The organism is Flammeovirga sp. SubArs3 (assembly GCF_947387565.1).
Classification (GTDB): Bacteria; Bacteroidota; Bacteroidia; order Cytophagales; family Flammeovirgaceae; genus Flammeovirga; species Flammeovirga agarivorans.
In genome coordinates this window covers 57,079-83,518 of record NZ_CANDOA010000005.1, presented here as the reverse complement: position 1 = coordinate 83,518, position 26,440 = coordinate 57,079, and the positions used below count along the sequence as shown (strand labels likewise).

Annotated in this window: 10 protein-coding genes; 1 reads left to right on the top strand and 9 read right to left on the bottom strand. The window is 34.3% G+C overall.

Annotated features, from left to right (window positions below; translation table 11 throughout):
* Window positions 1-163: 163 nt before the first annotated feature.
* Window positions 164-1,168 carry a LacI family DNA-binding transcriptional regulator gene (locus tag QL232_RS15535; protein WP_281614774.1) on the top strand — a complete coding sequence of 335 codons (1,005 nt, stop codon included), beginning with the start codon at window positions 164-166 and terminating at the stop codon, window positions 1,166-1,168.
* Between the two features lie 101 nt (window positions 1,169-1,269).
* On the opposite strand, the gene QL232_RS15530 is transcribed toward QL232_RS15535, so the two are convergent.
* The 9 genes from QL232_RS15530 to QL232_RS15490 all read right to left on the bottom strand — a co-directional run bounded on the left by QL232_RS15530 (window position 1,270) and on the right by QL232_RS15490 (window position 26,421).
* Window positions 1,270-4,515 carry a T9SS type A sorting domain-containing protein gene (locus QL232_RS15530; RefSeq protein ID WP_281614773.1) on the bottom strand — a complete coding sequence of 1,082 codons (3,246 nt, stop codon included), beginning with the start codon at window positions 4,513-4,515 and terminating at the stop codon, window positions 1,270-1,272.
* Between the two features lie 273 nt (window positions 4,516-4,788).
* A complete protein-coding gene (locus QL232_RS15525; protein ID WP_281614772.1) occupies window positions 4,789-7,014 on the bottom strand; it encodes a glycoside hydrolase family 36 protein in 2,226 nt (741 codons plus the stop codon).
* A gap of 193 nt (window positions 7,015-7,207) precedes the next feature.
* Window positions 7,208-9,658: a hypothetical protein gene (locus QL232_RS15520; protein ID WP_281614771.1), complete on the bottom strand. Its 2,451-nt coding sequence runs from the start codon at window positions 9,656-9,658 to the stop codon at window positions 7,208-7,210.
* A gap of 260 nt (window positions 9,659-9,918) precedes the next feature.
* Window positions 9,919-14,007 carry a hybrid sensor histidine kinase/response regulator transcription factor gene (locus QL232_RS15515; RefSeq protein WP_281614770.1) on the bottom strand — a complete coding sequence of 1,363 codons (4,089 nt, stop codon included), beginning with the start codon at window positions 14,005-14,007 and terminating at the stop codon, window positions 9,919-9,921.
* Window positions 14,008-14,375: 368 nt separating this feature from the next.
* Entirely contained in the window at window positions 14,376-17,573 is a 3,198-nt protein-coding gene (locus QL232_RS15510) for an NPCBM/NEW2 domain-containing protein (protein ID WP_281614769.1), read from the bottom strand.
* Window positions 17,574-17,601: 28 nt separating this feature from the next.
* Window positions 17,602-18,795: an acetylxylan esterase gene (locus tag QL232_RS15505; RefSeq protein WP_281614768.1), complete on the bottom strand. Its 1,194-nt coding sequence runs from the start codon at window positions 18,793-18,795 to the stop codon at window positions 17,602-17,604.
* A 252-nt stretch (window positions 18,796-19,047) separates the two neighbouring features.
* On the bottom strand, window positions 19,048-20,622 hold the full coding sequence (locus tag QL232_RS15500) for an energy transducer TonB (protein ID WP_281614767.1): 1,575 nt from the start codon (window positions 20,620-20,622) through the stop codon (window positions 19,048-19,050).
* Between the two features lie 30 nt (window positions 20,623-20,652).
* On the bottom strand, window positions 20,653-22,149 hold the full coding sequence (locus QL232_RS15495; protein WP_281614766.1) for an alpha-L-fucosidase: 1,497 nt from the start codon (window positions 22,147-22,149) through the stop codon (window positions 20,653-20,655).
* A 231-nt stretch (window positions 22,150-22,380) separates the two neighbouring features.
* On the bottom strand, window positions 22,381-26,421 hold the full coding sequence (locus QL232_RS15490) for a hypothetical protein (protein WP_281614765.1): 4,041 nt from the start codon (window positions 26,419-26,421) through the stop codon (window positions 22,381-22,383).
* Between the last annotated feature and the right edge of the window lie 19 nt (window positions 26,422-26,440).

Below are 26,440 nucleotides of genomic sequence, written 5' to 3'. Positions count from 1 at the left end.
TATTGTTGACACCTAAAGATAAAAAGTTTAACGTTTGTCCTATATCAAAATCAAAGGTGATCTTTTTGAAATAGAAAAGTGATTGAGTAATTTGTGTTTTATAACCGAACTTGATTGAAGGACTTACTAACATTTTTGAATTCTTAAAGTAGCAAGCAATACCATGAGAAAAGAAAGAGTAACCATAAAGGACATCGCCAAAGCATTAGGAGTTACTCCTACAACTGTGTCCAGGGCCTTGAATGGAGGAGAACGCATCTCAGAGAAGACGAGAAATAAGGTCATAGCTTTAGCAAAAGAGTGGAATTATCGACCTAATATGGTGGCCAGAAACTTACAAAACCAATCCTCAAAAACGGTAGGTGTTGTCATCCCAGAGTTTAATCATAATTTCTTCTCGGTAATGCTTCATGGCGTCGAAGATAAAATCAGAGAATTGGGATATCAGATGTTAGTGGGAAGTTCTGGTCGAGATTACGATCAAGAAAAAAGGACTTGTTTTCAGATGTCGGATGCAAAAGTGGATGGATTACTTATTGCTTTATCACAAGATACAGAAGATTACTCTTACCTCAATGAAATTAGAAACCTAGGAATACCTATTGTCTTATTGGACCGTATCTGTGAAGATATCGATACCTCTGTAGTAATCACCGATGATTTTAATGGTGCGTTTAAGGCCGTCAATCACTTACTAGAAAAAGGGCACCAAAGAATTTTACATGTAAAAGGGGAAGAAGGTATTTCTACAACTTTTAATAGATATATGGGATATGTGGAAGCCATTCAACGAAAAGGATTGGTATTGGATACTTCTTTAATCCTTAATTCTGATGATAAGGCATTACTAAAAGAAGAGATTAAAGCTTCCTTAGAAAAAGAGAATCGCCCAACAGCAATTTTTACTTGTAGTGATTATTTGGCATTTGTGGTTTTAGAAACCATTAAAGAATTAGGACTTTCTGTACCTCATGATGTTTCCATTATAGGATATGCAGATGAACCTATTTCGACCTATACTTCTCCAAAGCTCTCAACGATTAAGCAACCATCTTTCGAAATGGGTAAAAAAGCGGTTGAAATTTTATTCGATTATGAAAAAGCGGATCAACACCAACATGTCGTAATGGATACTGAGATCATACTAAGAGAAAGTACAATAAATTAAAAACAAGGGGGAAGAGTTAGAAGTGTTTTGTCGGTTCATTTCAATCATCTCTATTGTTTTTATATCCAATAATTCCCCCTACGTTTTTTAATTTTTAAATGTTAAAACAGTACTTTGTATGTATTTCTAAACTGATTGTCAACAATTTGGACAAGGTAGATTCCTTTAGACAAAATAGTAAGTTCGGTCAGATTACCTGATAAAGTTTGTTGCTCTATCAGCTTACCATGTATATCATATATAATGACTTCTTTTCCTTGAAGATCTGTACTTGATTTAATTGTCAAAGTTCTTGGATTAGATTTGTAAACATATACTTCATCTTTCCAATTTGAAGCACTCAATGCACCTTGCCAATATAGTACCAAAGAATACGTTTTGTTTGTTCCGTCTTGTGCAGTCACTACAATTTTTATCGTCTCTCCAAATTTGTTCTCCCCTATAATCTCATATGTTGAAGTTTGATCTTCTAGAAACACATCTATATTAGGAAAACGATTTTCTTCTAAAATTATTTTATATTCCTCAATATTAGGATCGAATTCTTTGTAAATAAGGCCATCAAAATACAATTCTGACAGGTTTGCATTACCTGATCCCATATCCACAGTAAAGTTAACAGTATACTCCAATTTATCTACACCATTTTCAGCATAAACGATAATTTCTGTAGTTCCCGGTAACCCTATTGCTTGAGAAATGGTCGCCGAAGCATTGTTATCTGATAACAAAACACTTACTTCAGGAACCGCTGTCGTTCCTTTCTGCAATTCGATATCATATTCTATTTGATCTGAAGAGAACCCTTCAATTGAAATCTTATCGACAAGGATATCTTTTAGCTGAGCATCATTATTTTGTTTAACTAAGCTAATCGCCTCCCCCTCGGTAAAAAGAAGTAACTCAACAGCTGCTGTAGATGAATTCTCACTACCTAAAGTCACTTCATTATATCCATTTTTAGCATAAAAATCACCTTCAATCTTTACCTCCTCTTCTTTTATCTTATTCCAATTCTGATCATAAATAATGGCATGGTCTCCCCCTCTATATTCAATATATTGCGAATGATCCGTTACTGCAGATAACGTAGTCTCGACCATCAATTGGCTATCACCTATTTCAAAATAAGGGTTGACAATTTGTTCCTCTCCTCTTAATATTCTGAGAATAAACTGTGGTTGTTGTTGATGGTATTGATTGTCCAATTCTTTCGTATCACCGAATACCATGTTTACCTTTGGCACATACATACCATCTTCCTGTTTCATGTGGAATCGCTGCAATACAGGGTTTGAGATAATATCATCTAAAATCGTATTCGGGTCTAGACTCATCATTTGTATGGGAACCAAGTGGTAGTTGTCAGCCGTTTCTCGAAGCTCAAATGTTGTTGTTGAAGCTTTTAAATTACCCAAGTAATTATAATGAGTATCAAGAATACGTTGCTTTTGTTCATCAGTTAAACGACTACCTACATCTTTCCATTTTGGAAGTAATTTTAACAACTCCTCCGTTTTACCATAAGTCTCTAATTCATCTATTGTGATTCCAAACATGGGGTCTGGACGTAAAATAGAATAATTCCTACCTCCAGATGCTGCTTGTATTCCCAACATAAAGTGAGCCGCTAAAATATTAGTAGCCGCAGTATAAACACCTTTGTTAGTTGTACTGTTTCTCTCTAGTTTCAATGAAGGCCTTCCTTGGTTATGATCACCAACAGGTGCTTGCAAGTACTTTTTTGTTTCATTGATTTTATATTCTAAATATCCTGAATCTGGTTCTTTTCCATTGGAAGTTCTAACAACTACAGGGTGGTCTAACTTCTCATAAACTTGTTGTGCGAATTTTCTAAATCCCCATTGACCATCATATGCATGGATTTCCGCTCCGTCAAACGAAGCATTGGAAATACTGCAATCGTTTAGGAGTTCAGCATACTTTGTTGTTATTGTCTCAAATAGTTCTGAATTATTATTTGGTACGTACACTTGATTGTAAGCTAATATAATTCCTTCTACTTTTTCCCCTTGAGAATGATCCGAAGACACCGTAGTATTGATAGCTCTATTTTTCACTGAGAATTCCCAAGTACCATCATCATGAGTTGTGATTGCATCAACTTCTATTAGTTCTTTTCCAATTTTTAGATAATGGTATTTAAAGAAACTCATTAACGGTATAGATAGGTGACCGAAATGATTAGAGGTATTATAAATACTTTCCGGTGCAGCTATATCATTACTATTGGGTTTGAATAAAATAGAACTTTCCTCTTGGGTGATATTTTGTTGGAGCGTACCTTCTACCCAAGTCGCTAACTCATCAGATAAATTTTCTTTTCCATATAATGGGTCTCCTTTTCCTATACCCCCACTTACATAATGAATATTGATACTTCTTCCTTTCTGTTGTTGTTGCTGGGAATAACTTTTTAATGCTGTTTGGCTTCCAAAGATGCCATCCACTTCCCAATTTAACTTATCGTATGGCCAAAACCCTCCATGCCACATGTCAGTAAAAAAATTGACAGTTGTAACATCAGCCATTTCTAAATAGGGTTCGAACTGGGTTAATTCTTCCACATTTTCAGGACTAATATACATCACACTTTGGTCTTCAAACATTTTTTTCCAATCCTCAATCCACTGTCTTGCTGCGTCGTAGTTCCAAGTCCCACTTATTATAGGATGTGGAATGGCCTCTTCTCCCCACGCTCTTATTATGCTTTCATCTTCTTCAGACTCATTATCAAAGGTATATAAGATAAAACCGCCAAGTGAATTGCCTTTATATCTATCTCTTAAATGTTCAAATCGAGTTTCGTAACGAGTACCTTTATAGGTATCAATATTTGTATAATCAAAACACATTCCCTTGGTGTTCTCATCTGCAGAAAGTGTAAATTTTAAATACGTTCCTTGAGGTAGGTCTCCGTAAAAATCAACCAAGTCAAATGCGAGGTAAGTGGCTGTTTCTTTTATTTCAAAAGTAGCATAATACTTCCTATCGCTGGTGGCAAAAATATATTTATCACCTGAAGTATAAAACTTATTTAATGATTTGGTGTTGCCTTCTGAAAATACCAGGTTAAAACCGTCATATGCTTTTAAAACTTCCTTTCCGTTTTTCTTTTTTAAAGATGAAACTACACCAATACTATTGATGGTTAATGAAAACCTTCCTGTTTCAAAAACTACATCAGAAGTAACAGTCTGAAGGTTAATTGGTAGATTTTGGTCATTTATACTTTGTGCAAAGGTCGTATTATATATAAAAAAAAGTAATACCAATAAGTAAAGACATCCTTTTGAATGTCTATTTAAAAAGTAAAATTCATTCATTTTATTTCAGTTAGAAAGTTTTATTCTATTGTGAAGATCTCTAATAAGTAATTTTGGTAAAGCAGACCCATATGGTCTTAAAAAATCATTTCTGGTTCTTATTTAAATAATAAGGCGTATAACAAAAATGCGGATTTTTGAATCGTTGGATTGGTTTAAAATTTACTTTCTTTTGCTCTCATATACTTATCAAAAATAAAAGTGTGATTTACAGAAATAAAAAAAGCATAAACCCAAATAGGTTTATGCTTTAGACTTTTATATGAAATGATCTTACATTACTACTGTCTTTAATGAGAACGATTGTTTCGTATCCCACTTTCTTTCAGATAATGTTACTTTCCAAAGATTGTTACCAAGGCTTTCAATGTTCTTGATCTTACAATTTTTAGCATTACCTGCTTGAATTCCTTTTTTCGAGAAGAAGATAATGTCACCTTCTTGAGCTCCAGCATCTGACAATTCTACTTTCACTCCGCTACCTTTAACAGTTAGTTTTGTGATTTCGTTCGCACCAATTGAAAGGTGTAAATTAGATCCTAAAACTTTTAGTTTGTCATCTTCAATTGGTGTAAATCTTACTAATTGAGATGAATTTGAGTATAATTTTTCAGCTGTATATGTATTCGTTGCATAACTAACTACCTCATTCTTCCAGAAGTCATATACGGCACATTTTGTATCTTTTGGTAATCCTGCCTCTACAAGATTAATCGTTACATCATTTTCTTTTTCTTTATCAACATTATAAAGATTGTACACTCCAAAGTCGCCAAACTCTCTCTTGGCAGTGAAACCAAATACCGTATTATTTGGAGATTTCCCTAACGTTAAAAGTTTAGTTTGTTCAATAACTCCTGGGCGCATGATCTCATAATTTCTCCATACCTCTTTTACATCTGGAGCATCAATAGGTTCAGAAATCATGGCAGTACCTCCAGTTAAAGCTACCGTATTGTGCCAAGTATGCCACATACCTTGTTGAGGAGTATGACCTACTCTACGAGATGGTAACTTATATTCTAAGTAAGATACATCCGCGTCGTTGTTCCACCACACTTTATGGAAAATTTGGAATCTTAATACTGACTCTAAACAGTGACTAAAATGAGCAGGGTGAGAATCCGGACCTACTCTAGCGGCATCGATAAAACCAATTACACCTCTAGTTGGCTGACCTAAACAAGATAAGATATACATATCATCTCCTGCTGCTTCTCTATACAAAGTATATAACTCTCTGAAAGTCTGTAATCTAGTTAACTTAGGGTTGTCATATACCGCTCCAATACCATTAAAATCAATCTTGATATATCCGAATCCTCTATCTCTAGCATCTTTGATGATATTGAATAAGAATTCTTTGGCTTTTGCGTTTGTTGGGTTTAACCACTTTGCTCCTGAAGGATGGAAAGGGTTAGGGTTCATGAACGATTCAATACCTTTTGCATTCTTCTGAAGGGCATCCGGATTAGCCTTCGCGAATGGATGCTCAGGGTTAATCATTAATGGAGCAAACCAAACACCTGGAGTCGCACCAATTGCTCTAATCTCTTTAGCGACATTGGCCATTCCTGATGGGAATTTTTCATTTGCTGACCAATCGCCATCCATTTTTTGATAACCATCGTCGATTTGAATAATTCCTCTACCGAATGTATTAGGATTCTCTTTGATCGTTTTCGTCACATTCATTACATGTGCTTCGTCGATTTTCGTTGTACGATCGTACCAGCTACACCAACCATATACAGGATCCCTATCTAATTTAGCATTGTGGGTAATCGCTACCCATTTTGTCCAAACATCAATATTTTTGTCTTTATCTTCCTTAATGAAGATCATTTCCTCACTTCTTCTTACCTCACCTGGCTCAACTAATACTTGGTCCATACGTACTATAGCACGAATTTTTTGCTTAGTAACATGAACATTACAGTGAGCATCTCCAGGTCCAGTTGGTCCCAATAAGAATGAATTGTCAGTTGCCGTATTATAAAACAAACCAACTTCTTTAAAACGTTTGTCCATTTCGGCCAACGTTTCAGCATGGTGGTGCTCCATAAGAGGCGTTACTAACCAATCTTCTGGTTTAGATAAATCTACTTGACCACCAAAACTTCTATCCATACTGAACAGGTCGAAGGCTCTTAGGTAAGTATTATCATCACTTTTGTTATGGAAAAATGCTTGGATCGTATAAGCATCTAAATTTTCTAACTCTCTTACATGAAGTTCGTAACCAAATTTACCATCAACTTCAAAATATACTTTTGTTTGTTTGGCCTTACCGAACGGTGTATCTATAGTCGTCACTTCCACATCTCCTGTTTGAGGATTGTGAGCCATTCCTATTCTTCGAGTGTTTTTTCCATACTCTGCTACATCAAAAACGGCTGTAGAAGATCTGAATAATTTCTGAATTTGGTCTTGTGCAAATAAAGAAACTATTGGTGCCATGATAAAAAATATGGCTAATAATAAGTTTTTATTTTTCATTTCATTCTGTTTAAAAGAATTGACTTAATAAGACTGTTTTCACACTACAATTTTAGGTGTTCTCATCTTACAACCTTTGCTCTTAGCTTACAATTCTTGTTATGAATCTACATAATGAAAGATTGAGATATAATCATCAATGAATAGCTTAAAAATAAAGGTTTTTTTGAACATTTCATACCCTAATGTAAGACTAGGGCTCAATGTTATCATCCATAGGAATAGAGTACGTTACTTCCCAAGTTTTAGATTCTGGGTTGTAATCTGTTTGCCAATAATCGTTGCCAAACTTCTCTTGGTCCTTTAGATTAATAAAATCACCATTTTTTGTAATGATCGCTCTAAATTTTTTGTAGTTGGAAATGTTCGAAATAGTCACCGGTACATAACCAACACCATTAGAAATATCTACCACTACTTCATCATCTTCAGCATCAATCATTAGAGGTGTTCTTCTTACTAACTTTCCTTTTTTGATATTAAGCTTCTGAGTATTCTGGTAGGCTTCTCTAAACATTGGCTTCCAAGTATTGGCGGCTTCTTTCATAAACTCTTTAAAGTTTTCGTTGTCTCCATAATAACTATCGGGCTCATTAGGGAGAATGCACAACTCTATCACTGCATCAATAACATCGCCTTGATTTAAAGCTCTGATATCATGCGGGAAATTCAACTCTATTAAGGTAACATTCTTCTTGATCTTCGAACTGTAATGTACAAATGTTGAAAATTGAGGTTTTACTAATTCGCCATCAATAATCGATTTCCATTCTCTTAATACTAACCCTCTATTCGCCCAAGTTCCGTATTTATCGGGCATTGGGTTTTCTGCATTATGCATACTCGCCCAAGGTGCAGCGCCAGGGGCGTCTATGTTTTTGATAGAATACCCTGTTTTATCTCTTTCGTTTTCAATATCTAATAAGATGCCGTATTCATTTCCATAGCCAAAGTTATTTTCATGACTGAAAGCATATGTTTCTGATCCAAATTGTGCAATTGCTAAACGGCTGAATTCAAATGTTTTATTGACCGTAAGTTCAACATGATAGTACGCTCTTAGGTAATCATTTGATCGGATGATATGTGTCGTCAGCTTGTAATCTGCTTCATCATTTTCTGTTTTACCAGTATAGACCACTTCCGACAAGTTAGGGCAATTTCTGATGTAGTTAACCTTCATCTGTTTGATCTGCTTTAGGTTCCCTTCCATATCATAGTACCTGAGAAAATCTCCACCACCAACATTTGGTGTCCAATCATACATTTTGGGTGCAGCTACATTTTTATCTGTACTTCTAACAAACAATGGTCTTACATCTGTAATCATGGATTTTGTTAAACCTCCATTTGGTTCATAACAGATACTTTCTCCAAATGCACCTACTGCTGTTTCTTCCCATAATTGATGGCTAGTAGCCGTTTTATTTCCCCAAGCACACAACGAAAGTTGACTATGAGATACTGCTGGTAAACTACCCCAATATCCAGATACTCTACTTATTTCTAGCTCAACACTTTTATTTGGTGGTATAGCTACCATTGTAAAACCACGAATCCATGGACCCATATACTTCGAATAATAGTTGTTATGCCAGTTTTTTGATAATTGAATAGGAATACCTGTAGGGAAACCTTCTTTATCTCTTAAAATGATCGAACAGCCTGTAATGTCTTTTACGGTCTCTGATTTTTCAAATATCAATCGTTCAAATTGTACTTTGTTGGTCGTATTTTCCAAAACAAGTTGTGTACGTTCCATTCCAAATTTGGATTGCATATTATCATTTAAAGAAACTACTGTTGCTTGTAGAATAGTATCTTTTTTTACTTTCAAATCATTAAAAGGGCTATTTCTATCAGTTGCAGTGACTTTAATACCACCATTTTCTTGAAAAGGATGTACATAACTAAAGATTGCTGAAACCATACGGTTTTTGAGTGGTGCTTCTATTTTTATCTTCCCTCCTCCCATTTTTATGGAATTGTCTACTTGGTCAGATTTTACGTTCCAATGCAAATCATTAGTACTTGAAACCAGCAATTCCTGTTTACTTTTCTTACTAATATTGTATTGTTCCTGAGGTAAATCAAACTCAATAATTAATTTCATTTCATCCTCAGGCATAAAGTTTTCATCATACGTTAGTGTGAAAGCAAAAGCGTCTGCCCAAGAAGCAATCTCTAACCCAAACTTAAACAATGGTCCATCTTCTAATTTTAATCCTGAGATAAATCGTCTCTGAAAAAATTTACCTCCCTCTACCCATTCTCCTAAGTAACTTGGATTTGCTTCATCTCTTATTACTTTATACCTACTGCCATTATATTCCAGGTACATCGATAGAATATCAAAATCTGTCTTACTCAGTAGACGTTCCATTCCTCTATTTCTTTCAAAAGGAGCGTTACTTCTAAATTGTACCAACTTTAATTTCTTGGCATTGAAACGCAAAAAGTGATGATTGGTATGAATGTGAAACTCTTCTGTTACCCCTAATTTATCTGGGAAATACATTTGTGTATTTGTATTCGCAAAATCCCATAATTGAGGAGGTAATTGAGCTTCTAAGTTTATAGAAGTTGAGAATAATAGTATCCAGAAAGTAATAAGATATTTCACCTCGAAATTAGATAGTTTCATAGTGATGGTATTTAAAAAGTAAATTGCTGCATAAGCATATTAAGTAATTAACTAACACAAACTTATGCTCTTATTTACTTTGGAGGTATCAATAAAATATCAAATGATTGTCTTGATATTGCAAACAATGAATCGTTATAAAACACCAAAGAACCGAATACTATCATCTGAATATCAAACTATTACACACGAAAAAGCCGAGCCATGCACATTGTTATTAATATGACGACTCGGTTTTAAGATGTATCCAATGAAATGAATTAAACGTTTTCTTTTTCTTTTGTCTTCGTTTTCTTGAATTCAGCCGGTGTTAAACCATATTCTTTCTTGAAAGCTTTAGTGAAATACGACTGACTATTAAAGCCTACATTGTACATCACTTCTCTAACCGTAATGTTCTCATCATTACTTAGTAAATGAGAAGCTTTTTCTAAACGGTATAACCTTAAATATTCGTTGGCAGTAATACCTGTTACGGTTTTAAACTTTCTGTAAAACTGAATGTAAGACATGTTTACTTTTACAGATAATTCTTCTACGGTAAACTCATCGTTATTGTAGTTGTCCTCAAGAATCTGTTTGATATCTTTTAAGAACTGTTCATCTTTTGTGAGTACCTTTTCCTTATCTGCACTCATGATGATATTCTTCTTCAAGATTTCTTTCTCCTTATTCTTCTGATTAATAATATTATTTACCTGTAGCTCTAATAAGTATGGAGAGAATGGCTTACCAATGTGTAATTGTCCTCCTTTTTCTAAGGCTTTCTTTCTGCTCTCCAAGTCACTCATGGCTGTTAAGAAGATAATCGGAACATGACTTGTTTGCACATTTTCTTTTAGCTTCTCTGCCAATTCGTAGCCATTCATTTTTGGCATATTTACATCTAGAAGAATAACATCAGGTGTTGTTTTCATAGATAATTCTAATCCTTCAATACCATTTTCTGCAGTATGTACATTATATTCATGATGGAACAGGTCTTTGATCAATTTTAAGATTTCTGTATTATCATCAACGATTAGTAATGTATGTTTACTTTTGATCGTTTCTTCCTTTACTTCTGAAGGAGGTGTATTCGCCTCTTCAATTTGTCCTCGTTCCATATTCGTTTTATTGAACTCAGGGTGCAGTAGTGGAAGTTTCACTGTAAATGTACTCCCTCTTCCTTTTGCACTATCAACATGAATCTCTCCATGATGAAGTTTCAATAACTGCTGAACCAGATTTAGACCAATACCACTACTCCCAAATAAAGTTTCTTCGTTATCTCCTCTATAGAACCTATCAAAGATTTTATCTGCTTCTTCTTTATCCATTCCGACACCATTATCAGAGACTTTCAGTTGAAGTTCATCTCCAATTTTATCGATGGTAAAAACGACCTTACCGCCTTTCGGAGTGTATTTAAAGGCATTCGATAAAAGGTTAAATAAGATTCTTTCCATAGTCCCTTTATCGATCCAACCATTGATAGGAATGTGTCTGATATCAATCTGATAATCAATGTTTTTATCCTCTGCATAATCGCTAAATGCTTCCGCAGTTTTAGTGACAAATGGAACGACATCATGGAAAACAGGATAGATCTTCATCTCACCTTCTCCAATTTTTCTAAAATCAATTAGTGAATTGGTTAAGTTCAATAAACGTTGTCCATTAGTATTGATATTTTCAACATATTCTTTAAGCTCTGGAGGTAACTTCTTATCATAGGTAAGTTTCTCCAAAGGACTTAAAATCAATGTAAGTGGAGTTCTTAATTCATGACTGATATTTGTAAAGAACTTTAGCTTTGCTTCGTTAATCTCTCGGATATGTTCCTTGTCTTTCTTTTCAGATAAGATCGACTGTTTCAGTCCGAATAAATACCTTAAGTAGAAGATTACCCCCAAAATGATCGCAATAACAATAGCCAAGTAGATCACATAAGCTAGGTTGGTTAAGTACCATGGTTTTAAGACTTTGATTTTAAGCCTCTTAATCTCTTTTCCTTCGATACCGTCTGTATTATACCCTTTTAATTCAAAAGTATATTCACCACTTGGAAGCTTAACATAATTAGCACTTTGCTGAAATTTATCAGCATTAATCCATTGCTTGTCTACTCCCAATAATCTGTAAGAAAATCTAATGCTATTTTTAGCATTATACTGAGTTGCTCCAAATTCTAATGTAATCTGATTTAGAGTATAAGGTATCGTAATTTCATCCGTTTTATAAATAGGATTGGTCAATAAAGTATACCCGTCATATTCTTGGAATGGGTTGATCTCCTCATTTCTAATCTTTAGTTTAAGTATTTGAGGTCTAGGTACATTTGTATCATCTTTGATATCCAATGGGTTAAAAGCTGTGATACCTCTTAAGTTACCCATAAGGATTGTACCATCTTCCATCTTGAAGAATGCATAACGTCTAAAGTTATTGGCTAGCAAACCATCACTTACATCATAAACTTTCACCTCTCTTGTTTCAGGGTTCAGCTTAGCAATACCCCCATCAGATGAGATCCATAATGAGTTACCGGTACCCTCTACAATACTGTAAATTACATTATCTGGTAAGCCATCTTTTTGAGAGAATAACTCATAATCGACAACCTTACCTCTTTGAATAGTACATTTGTATAAACCATCGCCAAAAGTTCCTACCCATAAGGTATTGTCTTCATTTTTAGGTTTATGCAATACAAAAATTCTACTCTTACTCAGGCTAGTACTTTTAGGTGTTAATGCTTCAGCTACCTCATATGAACCTGAATTTATTTTTAGGTAGTATAATCCTTTTACAGTCCCAATATACACTCCATCTTTTCCATCATAATGCATCTGAATCACCGTCTTTTTCTCCAAAAGATCCATGTTCTTGATTTTATTATGCATCTTCACCACTTCATGCGTATTAATGTCAATCATAGTAAAACGACCGTAAGCATACACCAAAAGCTTATCATCAATTTTCTCAAATAGTTCTACGAAAAAATTCTTCTCATTATTCGGAAATTTCTGAGGAAAGATACGTTGGAAATTACTATGGTTACTATCTGAAATATAAAGGCCTGTTGAGGTAGTTACATAAATCTTATCATCAAATTCTTTGATCGTACTTATCGTCTGATCTTTAAAAAAGTTCTTGAAACTCGCTTGCTCAGAGTCTTCTAATACGTATTTACTAGTACTAATATCTAAACCTTTATCAAAAGTACCCACCCAAAGTTTCTGTTTTTTATCAATATAAATCGTATTGACTAAGTTGGAGGATAAACTCTGTGGTTTGTAATAGTTATTAGAGATATGGTAGAAAGGCTTTTTATTAGGGTTCAAAATACTAATGGCACCATGCCCTGTACCAAACCAATACAATCCAGATAAGTCCAGTAGGATATCATTGACAATATTGCTTGAAATCGATGTCTCATCTAATGAATTTTTAAAATGGATCACCTTTTTCGACTTAATATCAAAAGCAATAACACCATCTGTCAGCATATAAATCCATAAGATGCCATTTCTATCCAATGACAACCTTTTAATAGTATGTTCCTCATTGTTTGTTGTACCTAAAGTCTCTGAATCAATTTTATTGACCAGCTTGATCTTCTCCCAGTTCAACTCATATTCAAAGCATGAATATTTTGTAGAAAGATACAGTTTGTCATCATAAGGATTAATGGTAAATGCAGAAATACGATCAGATTGTAAATCAATATCACATTTTATTTCATATAACTTTTTGATAGTATCGTCTGACTGAATATCATATACTTCTAAAGTGATAGGAGTTTGTAAATAGACTTTCTCCTTATTTACTGCAAAATTTCTAAACTGTAAATGTGGTCGTTGTAGCTCTGCAATTTCTTTCCACTCTAATTTATAATCTTCCTTGATAGTAATATGATATAATTTATCAGAAGATAATAAGTATAACTCCTCTTTGTTCAGTGGTTCTATTTTTAAAATTTCTTCTTTTGGTCTTAACGAGTTATTAAAATCTTCAGGGTTATAAAACTTCTCTTTATTTAAGTCAAAAATAGATAAACCACTGGATGTGATTAACCATAAATGCTCGTTCTTATCTTCGAATATATTGGTGACACTACTACTAATTAATGTATTGTCATCTTCAGGTTGATGTATATATGATTTAAATTCATTCCCATTGTATCTGAACAACCCATTAGGTGTACCGATCCAAATAAATCCTGATTTATCTTGATGTAATGAAGCAACAGTATTTTGGTTCAATCCATGGATATCATACAATCTGTCGAATCTTGTATTTTTTATAGTTCCAAAGACTGATATCTGAAAGCAAAGAAGTATAAAAAGTAGAATAAATCTGTTCATTTTTCTTTGTCGTTTATTACTCTAAAAAATAGGTTGATATTAAAAAACCCGTTCTAAACGATTGTAAATTGCATTTTTTTAGCCTATCAAGCTACTTTGCGTATATCTTTCTTTTGCTCTTATCTTACATAAGGCGGTTAATTAACAAAATGACAAGCATTTCAGTGTAAATCAACTAATCAGCAACCTTCACAACTGAGCGTAATGCTATTTTATAATTATTATAAGAACACTACTAGTAGTAGTATAATGTTAGGTGCTATTTAAAGATAGAGGAAGCTGATATAAAATGTTGTACAAAAAAAGCCAGCCTAAAACTTAGGCTAGCTCATTAAGTAGTCAACAAAATTTATTAGTATTTGATGTAATTACTTTGCTCCTCCTGTTAAAAGGAAAAAGGCATTACCCCAACTTGCATGATCTCCTCCATTATTGTCATCTTCTTTATCAACGATAAGTGTAAGTTCTTTTCGGCCTTTCACATCAAGCAATAACTCTTTAGGCGATTGGTCACTGCTTTTTAAAGGGCCACTATTATACACTTCATTACCATCGACAAGAATTCTCATACGGATTAGACCATGGTGTGAATCATTAGCACCAGGTGTTACAACAAACGATTTATAAGAGTCCTTAATTGGAAAAACAATTTTTGAATCGGAGTGTACACCCAATCCTTTCTCATAGGTTTCTCCATTAATACTTATCTTCTTTCCAACAATAGATAAATCATTCATCACTCTCCAAAAGGATTCTGTTGAGGTCGCCATTTCTTTTGTAAGAAATACTTTATCCCCTTTCACATTACTTGTTTTATCTGTTTCAGGAACGATTGCTATTTTCTTTTTAGGATATTCTTTTTTGCCTTCAACAAAGAAAGCATCTGCCCAATCTGCGTGGTCTCCTCCTCTATCACCATCGTCTTCAACAATCAATGTTAAAGTATGTCCTCCAGCGACTTCGATTGCCTGCATTTTTGGATCTTGTTTTCTTGTTGAAATCAACCCAGAATTATACATCTCTTTCCCATCTACTTCAATACGCATTCTAACACTTCCTGTATGGGCATCATCTGCACCAGGAGTTACATAGAAATATTTTGATTTAGAAGGAATAGCATAAGATATCTTAGAAGGAGCATGCACACCAAGGCCTTTTTCATAGACCTTACCATTCATCGTTAGTTTTTCACCACTAACAGACATGTTATTATTTACCTTCCAGTAAGATGTACTTTCAGGTTTCATTGTTTCCTGCGTCAGGTAAACACGGGTTCCCTTTTCAACTTCAGTGGCAATACTTGTTTTTGCTGTTGAAGTCATTGCTACAGTAGATATCGTAACTTTTGTCTCAGTCTTTTTTTCTGTCACAGCGGATTCAATCTCAACACTTTCATCTACAATAAAGAACGGTTCAATCCAATTCGCATGGTCTCCACCTTTATTTTCTCCCTCTTCTACAACCAATGTTAGAGACTTACTTCCTGTGACATCAATATCAAATTTTTCTATTTCTTGATTTGTTGAAGTAATTACTCCACTATTATATACCTCATTATCATCTACATATATCTTCATTGTCAGTTTACCATGGTGTGATTCTGAAGCTATTGGTGTTACATAAAAATGCTTATAACCTTCTTTAATTTCATAGGTTAATTTAGATGGTGCATGTACGCCTAATCCCTCATCATAACGTTTTCCTTTACACATCAGATCTTGCCCATCGACAGATTTACCATCTAGAATTCTCCAATACGTATCTTTCTCAGCTGCATTTTTAGATGTCAAGTATAAACGTTTTCCTTTTATCTGATTGGCCTCTGCTTGTTTCTGAGCTTCTGCTTTGATTTCTTCAATAGTCTTCTTTTCCCAAGAAAAGTTAGAGAATAATACTTTAGTAAGGTCTGACCCTTCTTTTGGTCTAATGGCAATTTTCTTAGTTTTTGACCATTGTCCTAACGGTTGCCCACCATAACGAACATCAGATGCCAAAACTTCGATTTGTTGCCATTCGTTTGATGCTGTTATTTCCAAATCATATTTGTAATGATCATTTACTACCAAACTTAAACTTTGTGGTTGAGTACAATAAAACAAAAAGTTAAGATTGGCATCTTTAGGAGCAACGTATTTTGGATCAGTGAAATTCTCATTGACAGTACCTTGATTATTATCATAAGGTCTTATCGCCATAATACCACCAACACCTTCTACTTGAGCGACTTTTGTCCAAGCTTCCTCTTCCATTGTAGTAGATAGCTCATCTGTAGCGATAGCGTTTCCTAGTTTTGAAGGAATTGCAGCTTCAAAATCACCTGATATTACAATATTACCTCGGTAATGAATGTTCGAATAAGCAAAAACATAATCATCGATATTTAAAACGGGTAAGGATGCTACCCAAGAATTACCAACTTTCTTTGCTTCTGTATCTCTCCAAGATCTCGTATAGCTTACTGGATCTTTTAACGCATAATATATTTTTACGTTTTTTACTTTTTCTATATCTGATGGAGTGACCGTATACTGAGGCACACCTTTATCATCCAATGTTATTTTTGAAGTTGGACGTTTTGGCCAAAAGTGTTTTGTTCCCATTACATACTTTTCTAACCAAACTTTAGCATCATCACCTAACTTTTCAGTATTGTGATGTCCTCTAGCCTGTAAAGCAAAATCCCAAGGGATATCTTTTTGAAATGATTTAAATATCTGTTCACTTCTTTCATGTCCTCCATGGTGATCATTTGTACCACTTAACCAAAGTGCAGGAGCTTGAATATAAGGTGCATGTACCTGTGGTGCTATACTTGATAAATACAATTCATCTCCAGCATCCTTACTTGGTTCTTTATATGGATTATTGTAGAGCCACACCTGCTTATTTCTCCAATATTGCAGATAACCAATTCCAAAATACGCTACAAAAGCTTTAATTCTTTTGTCCATACCTAAGTTCCACATTAAGGTTCCTCCATATGAGTAGCCTTTGGCACCAATTTTATCTGTATCAATTTCTTTTTGTTGATACAAATAACTTAAAGCTCTTCTCTGCAATACATACCATAAGTAATCGTCTGTTTGTTTAGGGTCTGTGATTAAAGAACCATCAGGTAATTTATTTTTTATTCTATAACCTTCTTTATTATCAATATTACCATACTTTAATGACTCAGGGTATTTTGTATAGTGAGGTCTATCACCTGTTTTTCCACAATAGTCATGTGCTAATACCGCCCATCCATCATTGACATAATTCATATCAATGTGTGGTTGAGACATCCATCCATGAACATCTAATAGAGCAGGTGCCTTTTTCAATCCGTCTTTTACTGCATATTTACAATACACTCTAACTTCCTCCCCATTTACATAAGCAGAAATGTAAGCATCTTTATAATATATTCCTTCTCTTACTCCTTCGTAGATAATTTCTTCTTTAAAATCACCTTGATCGGGGTCGAAATCTTTCCAAAGGTCTTGAGGTGTGGGTAATTGCCCCCAAACACTTCCTCCTATAAAGAGGGTAAATATAACGAGTAGTATTTTTCTTATGTAGTTCATTTCGAATAGTGTTTAAAAAGTCATTTATTTAGTTCTCTAACTCCTTCATCTTTACTTCAGATGTTAAAGTTATTCCGTTAGTATCAGTAACTAAAAAATAGGCCGCTTGTGCTGTTGAAGGTAATTCTCCTTTGATTTTTTTACCAGAAAATTTCGCTGGAAGTTTTGTCCACTTTCTATCCCCCCACTTTCCTGTATCTTCCGTATAATAAACCATCACATTGGCTATATCTGCACTTTTTACAAAAGCAGTAATAATACCATTATCCCACTGTGTCTTCTGGATTTTCATAAAAGGTTTATTATTTACAATTGCATCTGCAAAAGTATAAGACTCCTGCACTTTCCAAGCAGGCGGATGACCATGTCCTAATCCATCTACAATATACAAATAAGCATCTGATTTTGGTGCTTTATATGAAGCAACAGAAGCAGGAATTGGGAAATGTGCATCATTGGATCCATTAATAAACAGTATTGGCATCTCTACTTTTGGTAAATACTTCTGCCCTTCAAAATTCTTAAGGAGGTTTTCTCTGTAGGCATCATTTCCATTTCTAAAATGATTTCCCATATGACCATCTGTTCCATTTAGAAAGCCACATCCATAAATTGGAATGGCAAATTTGAACCGATGATCAACACCTGCTACAGTACTGGTTAACATACCTCCCCAACTTACTCCAGTTACTCCAATTTTATTGGCATCTACATCGTCTAAATTCCTTAAAAATGAATTTGCGATAATCACTTGAGCAACGGCTTGATAATACCACTGATCTTTTAATGGCTTGTCATTATCATGAAACACCCCAACTCTACTTGGGCCGTTACCTTCAAATCCTACTCTATCTTTGTGGTGAAAAGAGGGTAAATGCCCTTCTAAATCCATAGATATCGCGGCATATCCTTTCTTATTCCAAATTTCTACCCATTCTTCCATTGCTGTACCTCCACCGCCATGGATTAATACTACAGCAGGATAACCATTCTTTGGCTTTTCCATTTTTGGAAGGCCGTAATAAGCATATACCTTCGTTGGTTGCCCTTCGTAATTGATACTTTTGTAAAAAATACTCTTGACATTAGGTTTACTTTTTAAAGTTGTTTCTTCAAACTCTGGTGCTTTATAAAGTGCTTTTAAATCCCAGATAGACTCTTCACCTTTTTGAGCAAAGGCCAAGAAGGGTAGTAAAAATAAAGTAGATAAAAAAAGTTTCATATCACAAAAGATCATTAATCAAATAACCATTCATTTCTGTTGTGTTTACAATACTCTTAATATTCTAATTAATGTGGTGCAAGTGGTGTTTCTTTTCTTTGTTCTAATCTTACATTATCACTTTTAGCCTATTCAGTGCTCATAAAATCGACAATTAATATCCAGAAACATCATTAAACAATGTGCATAAAAAGCGAGAGGATGGTGTTCCTCTCGCTTTTCATGATTAGTCATTATTAGAGTGGTAATATATTAATTAACATGACCACCTAGTTTAAATGAGACCGGAAGGACAATTTTACTTTCGCTCTCAATAATTCCTTTTTTCATTCCTGGATACCATTCTATATCTTCATTAATTTCTTTAATGGTTCTTAACACTGCTTGATCTAAGGAAGGATGAATACCTTTTTTTATTCTTGCGTTTGTCATTACCCCCGCATAAGAAATAGAAATTTCTACATACACCTTGCCTTGAATATTTTTCATTTTTGCGATATAAGGGTACTTCATCACTTGACCTATTCGTTTATAGAATCCTTTCATAGTAATTTTTGGTGATGGTAGAGCGTATAGCTGATCATACAAATAATGTTTCCCTTTTTCATCCCATGATTCTCCAGTGAGAAACTTTCCATTGTCGTATTTTTCAACAAAATATTTGTCACCATTGCCATAATACCCCGTCCAAACACCATGTTTATTTTTCTTAGAAACATCTCCTTCTTCATACAAAACCCCATCATCATTTATTAACTTGACATGACCTTCCCCTGCCTTTACCGTTTGTACTCCACTAGCTTCCCATACATTATGAAAACGTACTTTATAATCTTTATAGTTCATAGAGTACTCTTGATAAATTTGACCATTTGGATAATACCTCTTCCAAATATTTACTTTTTTCCCTTTTTCATATAAGCCTTCTACCTTTAACTGACCCGATGGGTAATACATACGGTATTGTCCTTCGAAAGTGTTTTCGATAGAATAAAAGAGTGTATATACTGTTCCATCTAAATAGAAGAATTCATTTTTTGTAAGTTTCCCTGCTTTCTCCTTATTTACGGTAGAATAACAAAAAACATGTTCATGGTATACAGGAACTTCATTGAAGTATTTGGTATAATATTTCTTATTCTCTGATTGAATACTCTTATTTTTAATAAAAGCTAGATCATCATAGACTTCACTTTCTCCAGTTAATTCCCAAAACGTTCCTTGCTGTAAAATTCCTTTTTTGTAGGTCTCTTCATACTTCTTTTGTCCATTAGGATAATAGCCTACCCATAACCCATTTTTTTTCAATTGAGTAATTTTACCTTCCTCTATTAATTGACCTTGAGCATTATACAACTTGGCATTACCTTTTCCATTTTTTACGGTTTCATTACCTTCTTTATCCCAAACTCTATGATATTCTATCCAACCATTGTCTTCTTTTTTATCATCATAATTGATGGAATACACTAAAGCAGGTTGTCCATTTTCAAAAAATTTAGCCCATTTTAGATACTTCTTCCCTTTTACATACATCCCTTCTTCAAGAACATTTCCTGATGGGTAGAATGACTGAAACTGACCTTCTTTTGGTGACTTTTCCTTCTGAGATTTTGTAAAACAAGTCTGATATAATGAACCGTCTAGGTAATAAAAGTTATGACGATAAAAGTTACCTACCTTCTTTCCATTATGAAAGGAATAGTAGGTAGATTTTTGACTATTTCTACTCAAAGGTTGGAGATTGATATCGTAATAAATAGTATCCTGTGCATTAAGTAGATGCACAGAAATAACAGTCATAAAAAGGGTGATTAATAATTTCATAGTCAATAGTTTACTTAAAGTATAGTTGTTTTATTTTAGTTCTTTTTGCTCTGTATCCTGAGTAAGCGTCACTTCTAACGCATATCCAATCTGCTTGTTCTTGTTTTTTGGAAGTACGATAGAAAGACCTTCTTCTGTTTGTTTCCATCTTAATTTTTTGTGATGTCCTAACAGTTTTACCTGTTGTATATTTTCCTCTGCAAAACTCTTGATTAGGGCCTCTTTTCCTCTTTCCAAAGCTATAACATATACTTTATTCCCTTTGGCTGTAAACCAGAAATCTGATGTTGTAAACTTTTGTGTGAAGCCATGTGTCTCTCGGTGCCCTGTTCCTAACATCTTTTTTGCTGCTGTTCCTTCTCTACTTACCTTCCACCTTTTTGTACCATATATCGCTGCTCCATTAACACTCATCCATTCGCCAATAGCATGAAGGATTTTTACATTTTGTTCTGGAATGGTACCATCACCTTTGGGACCAATATTCAACATATAGTTTCCTCCCCTGCTTGAGATTGCAGTAATCCAATAAATTAACTCATATGGAGACTTCCAATCGTTATCATATGACTTATAACCCCAAGAGTTATTGAATGTCCCTACTGTTTCCCAAGGTTTTCCTCCCATTTCTTCTATTGAAGGAATTTTGTTATCACCTGGAATTCTAAAATCACCAAAATTATTTCCGACTCTGTCCGTCACTATCACATTGGGATTTAGTTTGTAGACCATCTGATAAAATTTAAAACTTTGACCTGCCGTTAAGAAGTGAGCAAAGTCGTACCAGATGATTTTCAAGTTGGGGAATTTCGTCAACAACTCTTCTACTTGAGGGTAGGCTTTTTTATACAGATAATCATCGAAAGTATTTGGACTGGGATCCCATAAATTAGCACCCATAGTACGTCTTTTCTGTCCTGTAAAATCTGCTGGTTCTGGCCATACTTCTCCTTTAAAATCCAAGTATTGCTTAATGTTACAATCATGTGCATCATGCCAGTCAATATTGTGAGAGTAATATAATCCGAAGTCTACCCCATACTTTTGACAAGCATCATAAAGTTCTTGTAATAGATCTCTTTTAGAAGGGGTACTCCCCATATCAAATGTACTCACTTTAGAATCCCATAAGGCAAAACCATCATGATGTTTAGCCGTAATGACTAAATACTTCATGCCTGCATTTTTAATCAATTGTACGTATTCATCTGCATCAAATAAGATAGGGTTAAATTGCTTAACTAATTGATCATATTCTGCTCTTGGTATTTCTCCAGTCGCCTGTATCCAAGCTCCATCTTTAGGATCAGGGCTTTTCATATCGTCTATCTTCTCACCTTTGTAAACGCCGCCCAAAATGGAATAAATACCCCAATGGATAAACATACCAAACTTATCATCATTAAAGTGATCTAATGCTTCTTTTTTGGTCGATACCATTTGCTCATAAGTTTGAGCATGAAGATTTGTTGTTAATGCTAAAACGATACAAAGAAATACCGATTTTTTCACCCATTTCATCATCATAAAAAATTAAGTTGTTTGAATAGAATTGTGTACTCCTCAACAAGATCATCATCTTACTTAATTCGACCGTATTCTTAATATATCAAAAGGTTGCTTTTATATTAATTCTGAAATGTGGGAAACAAAAAAGACGTACCAAGTACATGGTACGCCATTTATTCTCTAAGCTATATTCCATACATGAGCCGTATTCACTGCATCGGAATAATATTTTTTAATGCTCCTTTTCAATTAAAGCTTGATTTTCTTGAACCATACTCCATCTTGGTTGACAATTCTAACAATAAGGATTGCTGATGGAAGATCGGTAATCACTTTTTGTAGTCCGTCGATTTCTCCTGCATAAATAACTTTACCTTGAAGATCATGGATAAATAGCTGACAACCCGATAAGCTTTTCTGTGATACCACTTCAAAACTTGTTGCAGATCGCCTTACTAATTGCACATCATTTTCAAAATCTAAAGCTGTAGAAGTAACCGCTGATTTTTTAATAAATACAGTATAGGTCTGCTGTGTAATTTGATCTTCTGCTGTAACTGTAATAATTGCAGGTGCTCCTGCTTTACCAGCTTGTACAATAATGTAGCTTCCTCTTTCATCTTCCAAAGTAACTTCTACTTCAGGAACTGTATTATCTTCACTCTCGATCACATAATCAAAGATGTCCACTGAAAAGTCTCCTAACAGTTCACCATCTAAGGTGATAGACGCAAGATTGGTATTTGTTGAAGGAGGTCTTACACTAAAGTGAATAGTATACACGGTTTCATCAACGAAGATATCCTCAGGTTGAACCGTTAGTGTAGATTGACCATCTACTGTAGATGACTGTACAATGGTAAGAGATCCTTTTTCATCATTTAAAAGACCAGAAACAACAGGAGCATCTGTAGTTCCTAATTCCAATACTACATCGTATTCTGTTACCGAAGGATCAAAATTTTCGATTTCTTCACCATTCACCATAATTGAAGACAATGTACCATCTTGAGAAGCTGGTGGTAATACCTCAAAATCAAAAGTCAATATTTTTTTAGTGATTCCATCTTGTGCTGTAATTGTAAATGTAGATGTTTCTTCTAAAGAAGAGGCGACATCTGAAACCAAAGTAGCTACCTCAGAATTTGGTAAAACTGTGATCTCTGGTACTTCAGTACTTCCATGAGGTAATGATAATGTATAACTATCTACCCCTTCCTCATAATCTTCGAATTCATAACCTAAGTATACGATACTTGCTACAGATACATCTGTTGATGGTAAAGCAACTGAAAAGTTTACAGTATAAGTTTTCTCCGTTCCATCTTGAGCAGTAACCTCTACAGTAGCACTTCCAGGAAGTTCTGTTGCTTGGTGGATCATTATTGTTGCAAAATCATCTTCTTTTTCTGAGTTTAACTCAGGAATATCCTCCGTACCATATGGTAGTTCTACATTATAGACAAAAGTGTTGGGATCAAAATCTCTAATCAAATCACCTGAAGATAATGAACTTAATGTAGCAATATCTGAGGCCGGTAGAAGATTAAAGTTCAATGTATAGGTATCTTCAGTAGTCCCATCTTGTGCTGTCACTACAATCTCAGTAACTCCTGGTAATTCAGTAGGTTGATCAATTACAAACGATGCATTTTTGTCTTCTGCTGTTGCTTCTACGTTTGGTACTATTGATGTTTCAATAGGATAAGTAAAAGTGTATTCTTTGATTGAAGTGTCGAATGTTGTTAAAACAAAGTCATTGATACTAATCTCACTTAGATTCGTATTCGTAGAAGCAGGTCCTTCCACAAAGCTCACTTTGTATTGTTCAGTAGTGGTTCCATCTTGTGCGATAACATCAATTATTGTTTCTCCAGATAAATCCGCCGCAGGAGTAATCACTACTTTTGCATCCATATGATTGGCTACTGCTTCTATTTCTGGAACATCACTTCCTGAAGGTACTTCAACAGAAAACTCTTTAATTCCATCTGATAAACCTTCTAACAACTCACCATCCGCAAATAATGCATACAATGATGGATCACTTTCTGAATGTACATGAGGGCCATAGAAATTAGTAAGGTAATATACCACTCCATCAATTTTATTTTCATCGTCATTATTATCCACTCCGAAAGTAATAGAGAAACGATTGTAAATAGATTCACTTACTGGTGGTGCTGGATTATCAGGATCATTTTTGTAATCTCTATTTTCCGTAATTTGAGAATAGTCAAATACTAATTCTATCCACTGACCTCTTGCTGTAATTTTTGGTTCTACCTTGATACCATAATTATCAGTTCTATTCAATAATTCAAGTCCAATAGCATTGTAAGATAATTCTGGAAGATCATCTTCTTGGTATACCATCATTTTGAAGACCAAATTTCGGTCTCCTCTGATAAATGCATTATTTACAGTATAAAAGTTAGTGTTCCCATGAGATACTTTTGCTCTTGTAATTTTCGTTACTCTTGCATCTGGTACTACTTCATTAATGTAGGGGTTATCCACTACTTCTTTTGTAAAGTTACTAGTGTTGAACGGGTTAAATAAATCATTACTGGTGTCATCAAAATAATAGAATACATCATTCTCGATGATGGGTACATTTACCTCTGGTACCTCCACAGAAACATCTGTAAATGAATTTAACTCCAAGCCATCGCTATCTGTAATTGCTTCCGCAGTATTATCAAAAGATAAAAGTACCTCTTTTGTTAGATCTAGAGGGTTATCTAATTCTATAACAATTTGATTATCAGTATTCGAGATTGAAGCAATCGTCTGCTCTTCTCCATCTGCAGTTACTGTAAAATCTGGGTTATTGACCGTTTGTATCGCACCCGATGAATACATGTCTAAATATATTGCTTCTCCACTATTATCTGTTGATACTTCCGTAAAGATATTCGTGGCTACAATTCTAGGACCTCTCACATTATTCACATAACCTGTTAATCCCTCTCCATTTACATCACCCGGAGATAAATAGAATTGTAAGTCTTTGATTTGATTACGTACCTCCTCTGAAAGTGCAGAAACATCAAAAGTATATGTAGCCCAATTCCCAAAGCATGTTACAGTCTGTGAAGCCAATCGTATTTCACCTACTTTATCTCCCGCTTCATCGTATAGTCTAAAACCTAACGTAACTTCTTTGTTTAAATCTGGCTTATTGATATCCTCGAAGTAGTAGTCAATGCTAAATTGTTTAGTTTCAGAAAAGTCAAAATGATAATCTTGCGGAATTGTCCATTCTAAATTGACCCATGGGTTCCCTCCTCTAACAAACTTACCTACCTTTTCAGAAGAGTTTTCTGGATTTATTGAATTCTTGTCTAACGTAAATCCATTCGGATTTGGTATCGTCAATAAAGAAGGTTCTCCAAACTTATAAAGTAGGTTGATAACAGGAACAAATTCTGAGTTATTGATAACCGATTTTCCTTCAAATGATGACAATTTCACTCCTTCTGTTGTAATGACTGTACCCTGTGTGAAACTGTATGTAATATCTTCTCCAAATGCAATCGGTGATTCTAAGTATAAATCAATTGCATCATCATAAATTAGTGTTTGTTTGATGATTAATTCTTGTTCAGAAGCATCAAACAATTTAAAAGTTGGATTGTAAATTTTATCTATATCATCATGACCATTAAAATGGATAGTAACCCTATCTCCAGATTCAGAAGAAGTCGCTGTAGTTGAAAGAAAATCTTGCTCAACTCTTGGTCCATTTACTTCTCCGATATAAAAGCTTAGCTGATCACCTTCATTGTTTTCACTATTGAAAATAAAGTATAAATAAACTTCATTATAATCAGTCAGTAGTTCTTTGTCTGTAAAATCAAAAGTATGTGCTTCCCATTCATTGAATACTCCAATTTGCGAAGAAGTTAATACTTCAGTATCTGTATCTCCGCTATTTCTTAGTACACATACTAAAGTGTTGTTCGTTAATGATGTGTTGGGTTGACTTACTAATAGGTTTAAATCGATAGTTTTAGAAGATGAAAAATCGATAGTACCATTCAGATCAATTTTTACATAGCTAAAATTAGCATTATTCCTTTTAAACTCAATTAAATTATGACAGATTCCTCCTAATGGATCACTGCTTTCGGGGTATAAGAAACCTCCTTCTGTCTCTGTGATGCTACCAATACCTACTTGTGAATTTTGTAAGTAGAGATAGTTGGATTGTCCGAATACATTAATTGACAATAACGTCAGTAATGTAATCCAGGTTATTTTGAAATCAGTAAAAAAATCTTTCATCTTTTTTGTTTAGTTACTT